General features: G+C 29.1%; 14 protein-coding genes. 6 read left to right on the forward strand and 8 right to left on the reverse strand.

The genetic code is table 11. The features are described 5' to 3' along the window. Positions 1 to 27: 27 nt before the first annotated feature. The 3 genes from ACY2RW_RS07880 to ACY2RW_RS07890 are packed head-to-tail and all read left to right on the forward strand — an operon-like array spanning position 28 to position 4,838. A complete protein-coding gene (locus tag ACY2RW_RS07880; RefSeq protein WP_490122168.1) occupies positions 28 to 930 on the forward strand; it encodes a FecR family protein in 903 nt (300 codons plus the stop codon). After that, positions 930 to 3,494, forward strand: coding sequence for a TonB-dependent receptor (locus ACY2RW_RS07885; RefSeq protein ID WP_490122169.1), 2,565 nt, complete (start codon positions 930 to 932; stop codon positions 3,492 to 3,494). The genes ACY2RW_RS07880 and ACY2RW_RS07885 overlap by 1 nt, the downstream gene beginning before the upstream one ends. A 33-nt stretch (positions 3,495 to 3,527) precedes the next feature. Further along, complete coding sequence (locus ACY2RW_RS07890; RefSeq protein WP_490122170.1) at positions 3,528 to 4,838, forward strand: APC family permease; 1,311 nt, start codon at positions 3,528 to 3,530, stop codon at positions 4,836 to 4,838. On the opposite strand, the gene ACY2RW_RS07895 is transcribed toward ACY2RW_RS07890, so the two are convergent. From ACY2RW_RS07895 to ACY2RW_RS07915, 5 genes are all read right to left on the reverse strand, one after another. Next, on the reverse strand, positions 4,835 to 5,221 hold the full coding sequence (locus ACY2RW_RS07895; protein ID WP_490122171.1) for a VOC family protein: 387 nt from the start codon (positions 5,219 to 5,221) through the stop codon (positions 4,835 to 4,837). The genes ACY2RW_RS07890 and ACY2RW_RS07895 overlap by 4 nt on opposite strands. A 7-nt stretch (positions 5,222 to 5,228) precedes the next feature. Further along, on the reverse strand, positions 5,229 to 5,612 hold the full coding sequence (locus tag ACY2RW_RS07900; RefSeq protein ID WP_490122172.1) for a cupin domain-containing protein: 384 nt from the start codon (positions 5,610 to 5,612) through the stop codon (positions 5,229 to 5,231). 3 nt (positions 5,613 to 5,615) lie between these two features. Beyond that, positions 5,616 to 6,062, reverse strand: coding sequence for a DoxX family protein (locus tag ACY2RW_RS07905; protein WP_490122173.1), 447 nt, complete (start codon positions 6,060 to 6,062; stop codon positions 5,616 to 5,618). Position 6,063: 1 nt separating this feature from the next. Next, on the reverse strand, positions 6,064 to 7,191 hold the full coding sequence (locus ACY2RW_RS07910; protein ID WP_490122174.1) for an alkene reductase: 1,128 nt from the start codon (positions 7,189 to 7,191) through the stop codon (positions 6,064 to 6,066). Positions 7,192 to 7,608: 417 nt separating this feature from the next. Next, positions 7,609 to 8,424, reverse strand: coding sequence for a polysaccharide deacetylase family protein (locus ACY2RW_RS07915; RefSeq protein WP_490122175.1), 816 nt, complete (start codon positions 8,422 to 8,424; stop codon positions 7,609 to 7,611). Positions 8,425 to 8,690: 266 nt separating this feature from the next. On the opposite strand from ACY2RW_RS07915, the gene ACY2RW_RS07920 reads away from it, so the two are divergent. The 3 genes from ACY2RW_RS07920 to ACY2RW_RS07930 all read left to right on the forward strand — a co-directional run bounded on the left by ACY2RW_RS07920 (position 8,691) and on the right by ACY2RW_RS07930 (position 10,943). Further along, on the forward strand, positions 8,691 to 9,536 hold the full coding sequence (locus ACY2RW_RS07920) for an AraC family transcriptional regulator (RefSeq protein ID WP_490122176.1): 846 nt from the start codon (positions 8,691 to 8,693) through the stop codon (positions 9,534 to 9,536). Positions 9,537 to 9,964: 428 nt separating this feature from the next. Then, complete coding sequence (locus ACY2RW_RS07925; protein ID WP_490122177.1) at positions 9,965 to 10,384, forward strand: hypothetical protein; 420 nt, start codon at positions 9,965 to 9,967, stop codon at positions 10,382 to 10,384. A gap of 49 nt (positions 10,385 to 10,433) precedes the next feature. Then, a complete protein-coding gene (locus ACY2RW_RS07930; RefSeq protein ID WP_490122178.1) occupies positions 10,434 to 10,943 on the forward strand; it encodes a hypothetical protein in 510 nt (169 codons plus the stop codon). A 214-nt stretch (positions 10,944 to 11,157) separates the two neighbouring features. Here the strand turns inward: ACY2RW_RS07930 and ACY2RW_RS07935 are convergent, their stop codons facing one another. The 3 genes from ACY2RW_RS07935 to ACY2RW_RS07945 form a co-directional block, all read right to left on the reverse strand. Beyond that, complete coding sequence (locus tag ACY2RW_RS07935) at positions 11,158 to 11,520, reverse strand: response regulator (protein ID WP_490122179.1); 363 nt, start codon at positions 11,518 to 11,520, stop codon at positions 11,158 to 11,160. 129 nt (positions 11,521 to 11,649) lie between these two features. Beyond that, positions 11,650 to 12,297 (reverse strand): response regulator, encoded by a 648-nt coding sequence (locus tag ACY2RW_RS07940; RefSeq protein ID WP_490122180.1) that lies wholly within the window; start codon positions 12,295 to 12,297, stop codon positions 11,650 to 11,652. Then, the gene (locus ACY2RW_RS07945; protein WP_490122181.1) at positions 12,294 to 15,767 is read right to left on the reverse strand and encodes a PAS domain-containing sensor histidine kinase; all 3,474 of its coding nucleotides are present in this window, start codon (positions 15,765 to 15,767) and stop codon (positions 12,294 to 12,296) included. Before ACY2RW_RS07945 ends, ACY2RW_RS07940 begins: the two co-directional genes overlap by 4 nt. Positions 15,768 to 16,037 lie beyond the last annotated feature (270 nt).

Here is a 16,037-nt window from a genome sequence, read left to right on the forward strand (position 1 = left end):
TATGTTGTATTATATATTTAGATAGTTATGAATCAAAATTACAAAGACGATACTTTTTTGGCACGTTGGCTAAACAATGAATTAACAACAGAAGAACTTTTAAAATTTGAAAAATCTGAAGAATTTAAAGATTATCAAAAAATAAAGGATGCTTCAGCGCAGTTTTATATGCCTTTATATGACAAAAAAACTGCTTTTAAAAAAGTGAGAGAACAAACAATATTAAAACCAAAAGTAAAGAAACTTATACCAAATTGGGTTTACATTGCAGCAGCTTTTGTAATATTTTTAGGAGGTTATTATTTTTATATTTTTTCTAACACTAAAGTTTCTACAAATTTTGGAGAGCAAATAGCTATTAAACTACCAGATGGATCAGAAGTTTATCTTAACGCAAAATCTACACTTAAGTATAATAAAAAGAATTGGAATGATAAAAGAGTGGTAAATCTTGAAGGAGAAGCTCTTTTTAAAGTAAAAAAAGGAGAAACTTTTCAAGTAGAAACAAGCCAAGGTAAGATACAGGTTTTAGGTACTAAGTTTAATGTGATTTCTAATACGAGTTATTTTGAAATACAATGTTATGAAGGCAAAGTAAGTGTAGAAAGTGGAGGGAAAAAGGATATTTTAACAAAGGGAAAAGCTTTTAGAAATATAGAAAATAAAATTGAACAATATACTTTTAATCAAGACACTTCAACTTGGTTGTTTGGAGAATCTACATTTCAAAATACACCTTTATTGCAAGTAATAAAAGAACTAGAAAAACAATTTAACATTACAATAAAATATGAAAATGTAGATACTAAAAGAAGATATTCTGGAAGTTTTAATTATAAAAACCTTAAACTTGCTTTAAAAACAGTTTTTGTTCCTATGAAAATAAATTATACCTTTAGTGAGAAAACAATTATTCTCTTAAACAATTAATGAAATACTATTTTTGGGGTTTATTTTTTATAATTTGTGTACATTCTTACTCACAAGAAACAACTTCTTTTAATTTTAATAATGAGCCTTTAAAAGTAGTTTTAAAAAAAATTGAAAACACTTTTAATTTACGCTTTTCTTATGCAGAAACAGCTGTTAAGAATAAAAGATTTACTTTTATTAAAAACAACAGTTCTTTAGAGGGTGTTTTACATCAAATTCAGCAAAGTTCTAATTTAATTTTCGAAAAGGTTACAAAGAGGTACTACATTATAAAAGAAGCAGATCAAAAACTAAAAACAATATGTGCTTTTGTTTATGATGCTGAAAATTTTCAGGTGCTAAATGAAGCTAATGTAATAAATATACACCAAGGAACAGGAACTGTTTCTAACGAGAAAGGGTACTTTAAATTAAATAATTTAAAAGATAAAGATACTATAGCAATTCATTACTTAGGGTATAAAACAATAAAGGTTTCTGCCAAAGAATTTATAATAAAAAAATGTAAAAAAGTTTTTTTGCAAAGAGATGATGAGCAATTGGATGAAATTTTTTTAAAAGAGTTTATTACTCAAGGTATAACTTTAAAAAACGATGGAACAGTACACATAAAACCTAATACATTAGAAATATTACCTGGGTTAACAGAACCAGATGTTTTAGAGAGTTTACAATCTTTACCTGGAGTGCAAAGCCCTAACGAAACAGCTTCTGGTTTGCATGTAAGAGGAGGTACTCCAGATCAAAATCTAATTCTTTGGGATGGAATCAAGGTTTATCAAAGTGGTCATTTTTTTGGAATGATATCTGCTTTTAACCCTTATATAACCAATAATATATCTATATCAAAAAATGGCTCTCATGCTAAATTTGGAGATAGAATTTCTGGTGTGATAGATATTAGTTCTCCACATAAAATACCATTAAAAACAACAGGAGGAGCTGGTTTTAATTTAACTCATGCAGATGCATTTTTAAAAACTTCTTTGTTAAACGATAATTTAGGAATTATTATAGCTGCAAGACATTCTTTTAACAATTTGGTAAATACAATTACTTTTAATAAAATAAGTGATAAGGTATTTCAAAATTCTAGAATAAAACAAAATCAACAAGATTCAGAAGCTCAAATAACAAAAAATAATTTTTATTTCACAGATTTTAATATTAAAGCGATAGCAAAACTATCAAAAAAAGATAATGTTATTTTTAGTAGTCTATTTTTTAAAAACAAGTTAGACTATGAAACAATATTTAATTTTGAGGATACTAACGAAAGTAGTAACGATAATTTACAGATAGAGAATAATGGTTTTCAAACTTCTTGGAAAAGAAAGTGGAACTCAAATTTTGAACACAATTTTAAATTTAGTAAATCTAATTACAAATTTAGATATTTAGGATTAGATAGATTTAGCGAAAATAATTTTAAAGAATCCAGTAAAAATAACGATATTAAAGAGTTAGACTTAAATTTATCTGGTACAATAAAAATAAATAATAAAAATAAGTTAGATTTTGGCTACCAATACACAAATAGCAATATCTCATTTTTGTTAAAAAATAATACCACTTTTATTCCTGAAGATAATTACACAATAAACAATTCTGGGTTTAATAATACCCATGCTTTGTATGCTTTTTATAAATACCAAAAAACTCATAAAATTAATTTAAATTTAGGAATACGAGCTCAAAAATATTCGATATCAAATTATTTTTTAGAACCTAGAATGTATATAGAAATGTACCTTAATAAGAATTTGAAAATTAATTTTGCAGGAGAATTAAAACACCAATCTCTAAGCCAAATTATAGAGTTTGGCACTTCAGAGTTTGGGTTAGAAAATCAAGTTTGGGCTTTAGCAAACAATTTAGATTTTCCTCTCTTGTCTAGCAGACAAATAAGCTTTGGATTTAATTATAGTTATAAAAAATGGAATCTAAGTTTAGAATCATACTACAAAAAAATTAATGGACTTTCTTCTTTTACAAAAGGTTTTAATAATACTCAAAATTTTTCTCAAGGAAATAGTTTAAATTATGGTATAGATTTATTGGTAAAAAAGAAAATTAACAATTATAGAACTTGGATAAGTTATGCCTTAGGTTGGGTAGATTTTAAATTTGATAACTTAAATGGAGGGAAACCATTTTCTGGAAATTTTGACATACGCCATAGTTTTAACTGGAATCATTCATTAAAACTCAATAGCTTTAGATTTTCTTTAGGTTGGAAATTTAGAACAGGAAAACCATATACATCTTTAAATAGCTTTTCAGATAGTAATGAACAAGATTTAAATAATACCAATGATGGTAGGTTGCCTAATTATCATCGTTTAGATTTTTCAGCAACCTATCAATTTCAATTTTTGAGAAAATCAAATTGGAAAGGCAAATTAGGTTTTTCCCTTCTTAATATTTACAATAATAATAATAATTTACTAGATCGTTCTTATCAAGTTTCTCAGAGCTCTAATAATGATATAGAAATAATAGAAAATTCTCAAAATGGTATTGGTTTTACGCCTAATATTATCTTTAGAGTTTATTTTTAAAGGTTTTAATAATTTAGTACTATAAATATAAAAATGACCCAACATAGAGAAAGAAATAGAAATTTAGGATTGGCAGAATTAATCGCTATAGCATTAGGAGGTATGGTAGGTGGTGGGATTTTTACAATACTCGGAATTTCAGTTTCGTTAATCGGAAATCTCACTCCAATTGCGATAATTATAGGCGGATTTATAGCTTTTTTAGCAGCTTACTCTTATGTTAAATTAGGTCTATATTACAAAGATGAAGGAGCTACGTATTCCTTTTTTAAACGTACCTATCCAAGTTCTAATTTTTCAGCTTCTGCAATTGGTTGGTTTATCATTTTTGGATACATAAGTACTTTGGCATTATATGCTTATACATTTTCATCGTATGCTATCAGTAGTACCGATTTTGCTGATAATATTTGGGTTCGAAAAAGCATTGCAATAGGAATTATAGCAATTTTTACAATTATTAATATCTGGAGCGTCAATGGTATGGGTAAAATAGAAGACTTGATGGTATACACAAAACTTATTGTATTAACCATTATTTCTGTTGTCTTAATCAATCATGGTACTATGGGTTTTGGTTCCTTTGTAAAAAATATGTCTTTAGATTTGAAACACTCAAACACATTTTCAATTCTTATTGTTGCCTCACTAACCTTTGTTGCTTATGAAGGTTTTCAATTAGTTATCAATGCTGTAAATGAAATGAGGAGTCCAGAGAAAAATATCCCAAGAGCAATCTATGGTGCCATTGCATTAGCTGTACTCATATATGTAGTGATATCTATAGGCGCATTATTTGCAATACCTACAGAAGAAATTATTAAAAACAAAGAATTTGCATTGGCTTCTGGAGCAGGAAATATTTTAGGTTCCTTAGGTACTAATCTTGTTATATTTGGTGCAATATTGGCAACAAGTAGCGCTATTAGCGGCACAGTTTTTGGTTCATCTCGTCAAATGTCTGTTATTGCCAAAGATGGTTTTTTTCCAAAGATTCTATCCAAAAGAAAGAATAATAGCCCACAAAATGCAATTATTGCAATGGCGTTAATTTCCAGTATTCTAATTCTAATTGGTGGATTGGAATTAATACTTGAATTTGGAAGTGTTACTTTTCTTTTGGTTTCTTTATTGATGGCAATAGCAAACTTTAAAATTAGAAAACAGACAAATTCTTCAACTCTGTTGACAATATTATCAATTATCGGTTTGAGTATTGGTGGAATTTTGATTTTATATTATGAATTAACTAACAACTGGCAACAAATGTTAGCAATTGTTGTAATATATTTCCTTCTTGCACTTGGTGCTTGGAAGTTTTCTCAAAGAAAAGATAATATCTAATAATTATATTCTGGAATTTTCTCATTAAACACAGCCTCCAAAATAGGCCCTTTAGGTGTCCTGAAAAAAATGCGCCTTTCATCTAGTTCTGGTAAATCCATTAAAGAATAGGGAATATGTAAACCTTCTAATTTCTGTTTAAAATCTGCATAGCCTTCTAGTTTAATGCCAACGTGGTCGATGGCTTCTGCAGCAAAATCTTGACTTATTCCTCTGCTTCCAATTAAATGCACCAAAGGAGTGTCATTATGATATAACCAATGACCAGGTATTCTCTGAATAGCTTTAGGGCGTGGCTTTTCTTCTAAATCAAAGACTTTTAAAAAGAAATCTTTTGTTTTTTTTAAATCGGTTGTTCTTATAGTAACGTGGTCTAATTTCATTGCTTTCTTATTTTAGAAATTCAACTGTTGTAAAAAGAAGTGTTGTGTCTCCTCTATTTTCTAAGTTATGAATGAAATAATTGGTTTCACTTAAATCATCAAAGTATTTAGTGTCATCTTTATCATATGCCGTGTCTACAATAGAACCGTCATTATAGTAGGAACGTGATTTACCTGTACTCATCGCTGTCCAGAAATAACGATTGGCGTGTCTGTGAAATGGCAGACTTTTCCCTGCTGTTAAATGAATACTCCAGACTCTGAATTCATCATTTTCAAAAACTATTTTTTCGCCAACTTGGGTATTTTTTTTTGAAGCTTCTAATGCTTTTTTTAATTCTGGTGTCCATTGACTCCAATCGTTTGCCTGACTTATTACTTGTTTTTTCATTTGTTAAAATTTTAAAAGATTATCGATAACTAAGTTTCCAGAGCCCAAAATCATTACGACTATGGTTATTCCAATCATCAGTAAATTGAATTGCATTCCTTCACCTTCCATCGTATTGTGCCAATTCAAAAAATACCCATAATGACGGTGTACTTGAATGATAGCACCAATCATCAATACCATAATTCCGAACGCCATAAACCGTGAAGCGAAACCTACTATCAATCCAATAGCACCAAAGAATTCAAAGAAAATGATAAGGAAAGCAATAATGCCAGGGTAGCCCATATCTTCGGTAAAGCGCTTCATTGTTCCTGAAAAGCCTTCGCCACCGTACCAACCGAACATTTTTTGCATTCCGTGGGGAAGCATTATCAAACCGACGGTCAATCTGGCGATGGTTGCTGCCCATCCGCCCGAGGTACTGAATATTTGATTTAGAAGTTCCATCTTATTTTTCTTTAACTGTTTCACTCTCAAAAAAGGGATAATCTGTATATCCTCTTGCGTCTCCGCCTCCAAATAGTGTGTGATTGTCGCTGATTTCATTGAGAGGTGCACCGAGTTCCAAACGTTGTGGGTAATCAGGATTGGTCAAAAAGTTTCTACCGAAACCTATTAAATCCACTAGGTTGTCGTTTAACAATTGCTCGCCTTCCTGTGGTGTTTTATTTCCCGTGGCAATAATTGTATTGCTGAATGTTTTGCGCAATTCCACTCTAAAATCTGCTGGGATTTGTGGGGAATCGTCCCAATCAGCTTCGGAAAGATGTACATAAGTAATTCCTAACTTGTCCAGTTTTTCAGCAGCAATCATTATGGTGTCCAAAATCTCTGGGTCGTCCATATCCTTGAACTTGATGAATGGTGCAATTCGAATCCCTGTTCGGTCGGCACCGATTTCATCTGCAACAGCTTTGGTAACTTCCAATAAAAAACGTGTTCTGTTTTCCTTACTACCACCGTATTTATCAGTTCTAACATTAGAGTTACTTCGTAAGAACTCATCGATTAAATAACCGTTGCCACCGTGAATCTCTACACCATCAAAGCCAGCTTCTATTGCATTTTTTGCACCTTGTCTAAATTCATCAATAGCTTGGTCAATGTCTTCCTGGGTCATCGCTCTTGGTTCATCAACTGGAACAAACGTTGCATCGCCATTAGGTGCGCCGTCGAAAATATAAACACTGGTGTCTTTTGCTATTTTAGCCGATGGTGCAATGGGTTGCATTCCGTTTACCTTAGCACTTCCTACTCTGCCTACATGCCATAATTGCAAAAAGATTTTACTTCCTTTTTTATACACTTCGTCTGTAGTTAATTTCCATCCTTCAATCTGCTCTTTGGTAAAAATCCCTGGTGTTCTTGCATAGCCCATACCTTGTTTAGATACTTGTGTGGCTTCGGTAATAATGATACCCGCGGAAGTTCGTTGTCCGTAGTACTTCGCCATTAATGCATTTGGCACTTCACCATTTTCATCAGCTCTGGAACGTGTCATCGGAGCCATCAGGAATCTATTTTTTAATTCGATTCCGTTCATATTGTATGCGGTATTTAATTTTGGATATTTCATATGTCTATATTTATTGTTTTTTATTGGTCATATGGAATATCCATATCATCATTTTATATTGTGAATTTGAATTCAGACTTGGATGTTTCATTGTTTTGATTTTTAGGTTATTACTTTTTTTTAATACTACAAAGTTAAGGCAGTATACAACTCAATTTTTGGTATAAATACATCTTATATTGGTAAAAATATATTATTAAAATAATGTTAAACGTTTTATGTAATTTTAATTAAATCAAGTAGAAATAAGCTAATCGGAAATACATTTATAGAAAAATTAAACCCCACAGGTCTTCCATGGTTTGTAAACTTTAATGCTTTGACGGAATTCTAGCCCTGATTGTAGCGACATCCTTTTTTTTGTTGCATTTATGCAAAAAAAATATATAGCGGAAAGCAGGTTCTTGGCTCCTAATTTTACTTATTGTATTCTATTTCTGAATTATCGTGAGGTGTATTTGGATCGTCCTTAACCATATTCGCAATTTCATCCTTTCTCATAAATACCACGCCTTTGTGTTTTTTGGCGTACTCGATAAATTCATCAACTACGTGAACAATAGATGGTGCTCCACCGATTCTATCGTGAAGACTTATAGACATCATTCTGCGTTTGTTTGCGCCTTCAGCATACAGTTGGTCGAATTCTGCTTTTAATTGTGCTAAGAATTGGTCGGGCGACCAGTTTCTACCTTCAATATTGGCGATGTCATTATTACGAAGTGTGTATGGTATTATAACAAAATCTTTTCCGCGAACCGAGGTTATAAAAGGTTCGTCGTGGCTTAAATCGTCTATATGATATAGAAAATCTAAATCTTGCAACACCTTTAAAGTATTTGGGCTTCTGCGTAACCAATTAGCGTTATAACCTCTACCACGTTGACCTGTAATGGCTTCAACAGTATCGATTCCTTTTTTGACAAATTCCAATTCTTCTTCATAGCTCATTTTCCATTGGTCATCCCAAGCAATGCCGTGGGCAGCAATTTCGTGACCACCATCAGCAATTGCCTTTGCTACTTCTGGATATTTTATGGCTGCTTCACCAACAACGTGTGAGGTAACGTGGATGTTGTGTTTTTCCCAAAGATCTAACATTCTATAAACGCCTTCTTTTGCACCATATCTAAACCAACTTTCTGCTGGTAAATCAGGATTGCCTTTTGGTAACGGATTTCCCGAAAAAGGGCTTTCTGCGCCTTCGGGTTGCCCACCAGTTTCAAATTGCATGGAAAAAGAAATCACAAGTTGAGCGTTATTGGGCCAGTAACTTGTTTTATTTGAGACTTGTGCTTCTTTATTTGTTTCTTTTTTTATCTCATTTGTACAACTTTGTGCAAATAAGACTATGAATATTATTAGTAGTATTTTTAAATTTTTCATTGTTTTGTATTTGGCTTAATTATCAATTATTTACAGGACAAAGTTATTTATCATTTAGTTATTATTTTGGTAATAATTCATCTTATATTTGTATTTAAATGTTATAGCTAATTATGGGCAAACGTTTTTTTAGTGCATCTTCTTTTAATGTGTTCGAGTTAGATTTGGAGTCTTGGGATTACCCAAAACATAGGCACAACTTTTTTGAACTGGTTTTTATAAAATCTGGAAATGGTATTCATAAATTAAACGAAAGTAGTTTTGGATATGATGAGGGAGATGTATTCTTGTTAACACCTAATGATGAACACGAATTTGCTGTGATCAATCGTACCGTTTTTGGTTATCTTAAGTTTACAGAACAGTTGTTTCTTGAAAAGACAGAACTTGTATCTGATTTTAAGTGGCGAAAAAAGATTGATGCAATCATACTGCATTCTAATAGTATTTCGGGTTCAATTATAAAAAATGAGCAGGATAGGGAAAGTGTGTTTCAGTTGTTTCAACTTATAAAAATAGAATTTGTAAACCCATCAGCCTATGGTCGTTCAATCTTGTTGGAATTATTTGGTGCACTGCTTATGATTATTTCTAGAAACATTACAGGAAATAATCTTGTTGTTTCCTTTACTGAAAAGGATAAGGTAAATGCAATATTGACCTATGTAAGGCAGAATGTGGTGAATAATGAAAAGATTAAAATTTCTGCTATTGCAAATGAATTTAATATGTCACCCAATTATGTGAGTGTGTTTATTAAAAAACACGCAGGCATATCTATTCAAAACTATGTAATGCAGACCAAAATGAAAATGGCGGAACGTTTATTGAGACAAACAAGTTTGAATTTCTCTGAAATAGCTCTGAAAATGGGATTTACAGATTCTAGTCATTTTACCAGAGCTTTTAAAAAGTATATGGGAATGACGCCAAAGGCTTTTAGAATGAAAATTTCTTAAAAAATTATTGAAATATTTTAGTATGTCCGTTTTATGTCATAGACATATTTTAAAGCCTCATTCCGATTTTATTTCAAAATCTTATCATTAAATAAATCAAGTATTATAATGAGAACCTGAAACAAGTTCGGATTGACGAACATCTTTTATGGCTCTGTACAGATAATCAAAAAAATATTTTATTGTTCTAGAATTTTTAGTGAGTATACATGTTAGTTTGTAAAATGATTTTGTGAATAATTTAATGTAAGTTTATTTGTTGTATTAATAATTTTTGTTTTGATGTTTCCTGTTGAGTATTAATATAATTTTAAGGTATTTTTTTATAAATACCTTAAATTAAGGAAAATACCTATTGATAAAACTTTATTTCCTAGATATTTTTGTAGAGTAAAATTAATTATTCAATCATTTAAAAAAATATCATTATGAAAAAAATCCTCCTATTTTCTGTATTATCGGTTTTGAGTTTCGTTATTAAAGCTCAAGATTTAGCAATGATTTCTAAGAACAAATCAACTTATAGAACTGTAAAGCCAGTAATCACTCCTTTATTAGAAGAAGCTCAATATACTTATAGGTACAATGGAGATGACGTCCTTGTAATTTATAAAGAAAATGAACACATAGAATATTTTAACAACAAGAAATACTTTATTAAATCTAAAATAAAATGGGTTTCTAATGATGAATGCTACATGACATTACAAGAGTCTAATTTGCCAAACTTTCCTTTTAGAATGGGTACTAAATTAAACATGAAGATTATTAAGATTAAAAATGGAAAAGTGTTTTATAAATCTACATTAGGTGGGAGAAGTTGGACAGGTAAAATGAAAATTAAATAGTTCTTTTCTTATTAAATAATAAAAATTAATTCTTAAAATTCCCCCAGCTATGAAAAAAATACTATTTATAATTATTATATTATTTACTGTAAATTTTTATTCTCAAAAAAAAGTTGAAATTTCTTTACAACAAGATGTAAGATTACTTTTGGTAGGAGATCAGAAAGGAAATGATCCTCTAACAACTAACCTTCTTTCTAAACTAGAAGTACCTGTTTATAACTTTGAAAAAAGCTATTTACTAACACACCTCTCTGTAGAGTATGCAGATTTAAATGTAAAAAATTATAAGAGATATGCATTAGGAGTTGGTTATGGTATTAATAGTATTTATGGAAAAATAGGTGCAACAGCTTATGTAGATTTTGGGAAAATTTATAGGCAAACAGAAGGCTTTTTTAGCTATAGTTTTAGTGGAGAATTAAACTTTAAAATAAATAACCGTTTAAAATTTGTGTGTACTCAGCAGCTAACTTATAGAAAAGATTTAAAAGAACTTTATAATTCAAAAAATGAGTTTGTAATTAGTGGTTTTGTTGGTTTAAAATATAGTTTATAACATATTTTTTAGCAAACAAAACTTTTTGTTTAACTTAAAAGAGCTAAATCACCCTCAGTGTTTAGCTCTTTTATCATTATATTACTTTTCCTTAAAAGAGTAAAGTTCTCTTAAAATATATTTTTTATGTTACTTTTTAAAGTGTTTTTTAGAGTACAATCAATCTTTAATTTATATGAAAGTGTGTTTAAAAAAGTTAAAAATACTTTAGTAATTAAGCATTTTTAATATTTTCTATTAATTCATCAAAGCCAGTAGACTTATCAAAAAAACCTACAGCACCATATTTTAAACAAAGATCTCTTAGTTCTGTACTAGTAGAAAAAACAAAAACTTTCTTTTTTATTTGGTTTTCAGTAAACCATTTCAAAAGTTCTAAACCATTTCCGTCTGGTAAACTCAAATCAAGCGTAACTAAATCAAAATTAGTTTTATTTAAGAAAGACATTGCTTCTTTTAATGTTTTGGTTAAATGTATACTTTTTATACCATTAACTTTTTTTGCTGCGTTTACGATTTCCTCACCTATATATGGGTTATCTTCTACTACCAATAAATTGTTTGAATTAGATTTCAAATTGTATTTTCTACGGGGAAAGTTAAAACTAAATTATATACAAAAGTAATTGATTTTACTTGTAGTTAAAGTAAGCAATATGCTTATTTATTTTTTATTTATAAAATATTATAAGAAGTATTTTTCTTTTTATAAAGAAGTTAAACCTTTTTTTATAGCATATTTTGTTAATTCTGGAATTGTATAAAGATCAATTTTTTTCATAATATTATTTCTATGAACATCTACAGTTTTAGAACTTAAGAATAATACTTCTCCAATTTCTTTAGAAGAATTACCCTCTGCTATTAATTGTAAAACTTCTTTTTCTCTAGTGCTTAACTTTGCATTTTCTATTGTACCACCACTTTTAATCTTTGTAAGATATTCTTGATTGATGTCTTTTGATAAATATTTTCTTTTTTCTATTACTGTTGTAATAGCAATAATTAACTCTTCAGAATCTCCATCTTTTAATAAATAACCGTAAGCACCTGCATTAAACATTCCTTGTATAAACTGTTTGGTAGAGTGCATAGAAAGCCCTATTATTTTTGTTTCTGGATTTTCTTTTAAAATCTGTTTTGTTGCTTCTACACCATTTAAATCTGGCATTGCAATATCTATAAGGACAACATCTGGCATTAATTTTATGCATAATTTTACAGCTTCTCTTCCATTGGAAGCTTCACCAATTACTTTTAAATTAGATTTTTGTTCTATAATATTTTTTAAACCATCTCTAAGTAATTTATGGTCATCAACTAGTACAATTTTAATTTCGCTTTTATTTATCATTTAGACAGGGGGATAGATAATTTAACCTTTGTTCCTTTATTTATTTTTGATTCAATTTTAAACTCTCCATTTAAGTTGCTAATTCTTTCTTTAACAGTAAATAGCCCAAAACCTGAATCTGTATGATTGTTAATATTACTTAATTTTGAAGTATCAAAACCAACTCCATCATCATCAATAAAAATTGTAATCTGTTCATTGTCTTTTACAATGTTTAAGGTAATTGAAGAAGCATTTGCATATTTTATTGCGTTGGTAATTACCTCTTGCACACTTCTGTAAAGTATGATAGATTTTGTTTCACTAAGCTTAGCACTTAAGACCTTTGTTTTAAGTTTGAAATTAATTTTATGAATACTACCTAAATTTTCTAAAAGCCAATTTAAAGCATCAATTATACCCAATTGATATAAAATTGGTGGAGAGAGTTCATAAGTAATTTTACGACTGTTTTCTAACGCTTTAGAAATGTGAGATTCTATAAACTTTAAATCGTTGTCAATTATTTTTAATTGAGAATTCTTTTTTAATTGACTAATTTTCATTTTAGAAATTACTAGAGCCTGACTCAAGTTATCATGAATATTTGAGGCGATTTCTTTTTTCTGTTTTTCTTCAATTATAGTAATTTCATTAGTTAATTGTTGAAGTGATGATTGGTATTTTTGGATTTTTTCTTTCGCAAGAATCCATTGAGTTATATTTCTAGCAGAGGTAACAAAATAATTAATTTTACCATTTTTATATACTGGCGATGATAAAAATTCTAACCAAATGTAGTGTCCTTTTTTATGACGAGCTCTAAAAGGATATGCTTCTTTGGTTTTACCTTTAAGAATTTTTTCTCTTATTGTATTTTTTAGAGGTAAAAAATCTTCTTTATGTACGATTTTAAATATTTTTTTGCCAATAAACTCTTCTTGTTTATAGCCTAAAATATTTTTTACAGAAGGAGTTATATATCTAAATGTACTGTCTGGATCTTGTATGCAAATAATATCACTAGTGTTGTTTGCTAGCAATAGGTGCATTTCCTGGCTTTTTTCTACTTTAGATCTAATTAGTTTTTGTTCTGTAATGTCTTGAAAAATTCCTCTTATACCAACAACTTCTCCTTTTTCATTAGAAATTGGATAGCCTATAGAGTTTACCCAAAGTTTTTGTTTTTGCTCATTTTGGAATCTTAATTCCAAATCATACTTTTTGTTTTCTCTAACAGTTTCTTCTATGGCTTTTTCAAGTTTTTCTCTGTCACCATCAATAAAGTAACTCATTGCTTTTTCTGAAGGAGGTATTTTACCAATTGGTAAGCCGTAAATATGAAAAACTTGATCAGACCATTTTACTTCTTGGGTAGTAAAATCAGATTCCCATGCACCAACTTTGGCAATTTTTTCGGATTCACTTAAAAGAAATTTACTCTGTTCTACTTCTTTAAGAGCTTTTTCTATTTTTTCTCTGTTTAATTTTTTTTCTGTAATATCTTGTACAACGCCTCTTAAACCTATTACTTCATTTTTTTGGTTGGTTATTGGGTATCCTATGGTATTAATCCAAAGTTTTTCTTTTTGTGCGTTCTGAAATTTTAACTCTAAATCATATTTTTTATTCTTTGAAATACTTTCATTAATAGCATTAGAGAGTATTTCTTTAGAGCCATCTATAAAAAAATCTAAAGCTTCTTCTAGTGTAGGAAGCTTACCAATAGGAAGTCCATGAAGTTTAAAAACTTGGTCTGACCAATTTACTTTCTGTGTGGCTAAATCAATCTCCCAAGAACCAACACTTGCTATTTTTTCTGATTCATTTAGTAAAAATTTGCTTTGCTCTACTTTCTTTAAAGCTTTCTTTATTTCAAACTCGTTTCTTTTTAAATCTTTTTCAATTAGTTTTAAATGTGTAATATCATTCATTACTGCTAGCGCCCCTAATTTGTTTCCATTCTTATCTAAAAAAGCAGCTCCATTACAAATAACAAATCTAGGTTCTTGATTTTTGGCTTTAATTACCATCTCAAAGTTTACAATTTCTTTGTTGTTAAAAGCTTGTATAAGAGGAATTTCATCAGTCTTTAGTAGTGTTTTTAAGTCTGGTTTATAAAGGCTATATTGTTTAGCCCACTCTTCTTTAGGTATTTCTTTAACATCAATACCATGCCATTTTTTTGCAGTTTTATTAAATAAGACCAGTTTACCTTCTGCATTACAAGCTACAATGCCTGCAGGATGGTTTTCTGTCATTGTATAAGCAAAGTTGTTTTGTTTTTTTAATAGTTGCTGAGACTTTCTAACCTTAGTAAGATCTTCAATAATTGCTAAAACATATTCATTTTGGTCTATTATAATAATTTCTGCAGAAATTTTCCAAATAATAATTTTACCTGACTTATGATAAAATTTGGCTTCAAAATCTTTTGCTTTTCTTTTTGTTTTTAATTTGTTAAAGAATTTTATTCTTTTTCTGTTGGATTTCCAAAGAGAAATTTCATTTAATTTATACCCTTTTAATTTTTCTATTGAGTAACCTGTTAATTTAGAAAACGCATTATTACAATCTATAATCTTATAGTTACTTAATTTTGCGAAAACAATAGAATTTGAACTGTTTTTTAGAATTTTAAAAATTTTATTTTCGCTATCTTTTAATTTACTTTCAGATTGTTTTCTTATAGTAATATCTTGTATGAGACCTATAATTTTTAGAGGCTTACCTTCTTTATCATAAATTAATTCTGCTTTAGAAAGAACTGTTTTTATATTATCTGAAGCTTTTGGTTTTATTTTATATTCTAAGCTATAAATACCACCGTTTTCAATGAAATTTATAGTAGAATTTCTCACATAATCTTTATCTATAATACAACTTTCTATAAAGTCGAAATTTAAAAAATCTGTTTTAGGGTTATAACCAAAAATATGATGTGTTTGCTCTGACCCCCATAATTTACCAGTTTTAAAATTAAATTCCCAATTTCCTACATTACCCATCTGTTGGGCTTTTTTATAACGTAACTCATTTTCCTTTAAGAGAATTTCTGTATTTTTTACAATAGTTATATCTGCAAATGTTGTATAAACTTGATAAGGTTTTTTTTCTTTGTTTTTAAATTGAGGAATGGCGTCTATTTTTATCCACCTATATTCTTTTTCTTGAGAGTTTATAACACCCATTACTTTATTTAAAACAGGTTTTCCTGTTTTTAAAGCCAACATACTTGGGTGTGTTTCAGCTAGATAAATAGAACCATCTTCATGAATAGATTTCCAATTAGGGTCAAAAGAAGTTTTTCCTTTCATTTGGTCTAATGAAAGCCCTAAAATTTTTAAAGCAGCAGGATTTGCATCTGTTACCTCTCCTTTGTTGTTTTGGTAGGTAACACCAAGACTCATTGTTTTGAATAATAACTCAAATTTACTGTCTTGTTCTAGAGGTAATTTTTTTACTTTTTCTTTTTCTTCACTATGATGCATTTATTTCTTTTTTTAATTAGGGTTAAAAAAAACTTATTTCTAAATTTTAGCATACATAATAAAATTTAATATATATGATTCTAAAGTTTTTAGATTTTCTATGATTTGGAAAATCATAAAAAATATTCAAAATAATAGTACTTTGTTTATTTACAGTATTTTATGTAATAAATTGAATGCGATTTTCGTAAATTATAGTTTAGATTTTTAGCTTTTTTTTTCAATGTATTTTTTTAACTTCTTAGTGGTCACTAATTTAAGCAATTTTTT

The sequence above is a fragment of the Polaribacter sp. 2305UL8-11 genome (assembly GCF_058147165.1).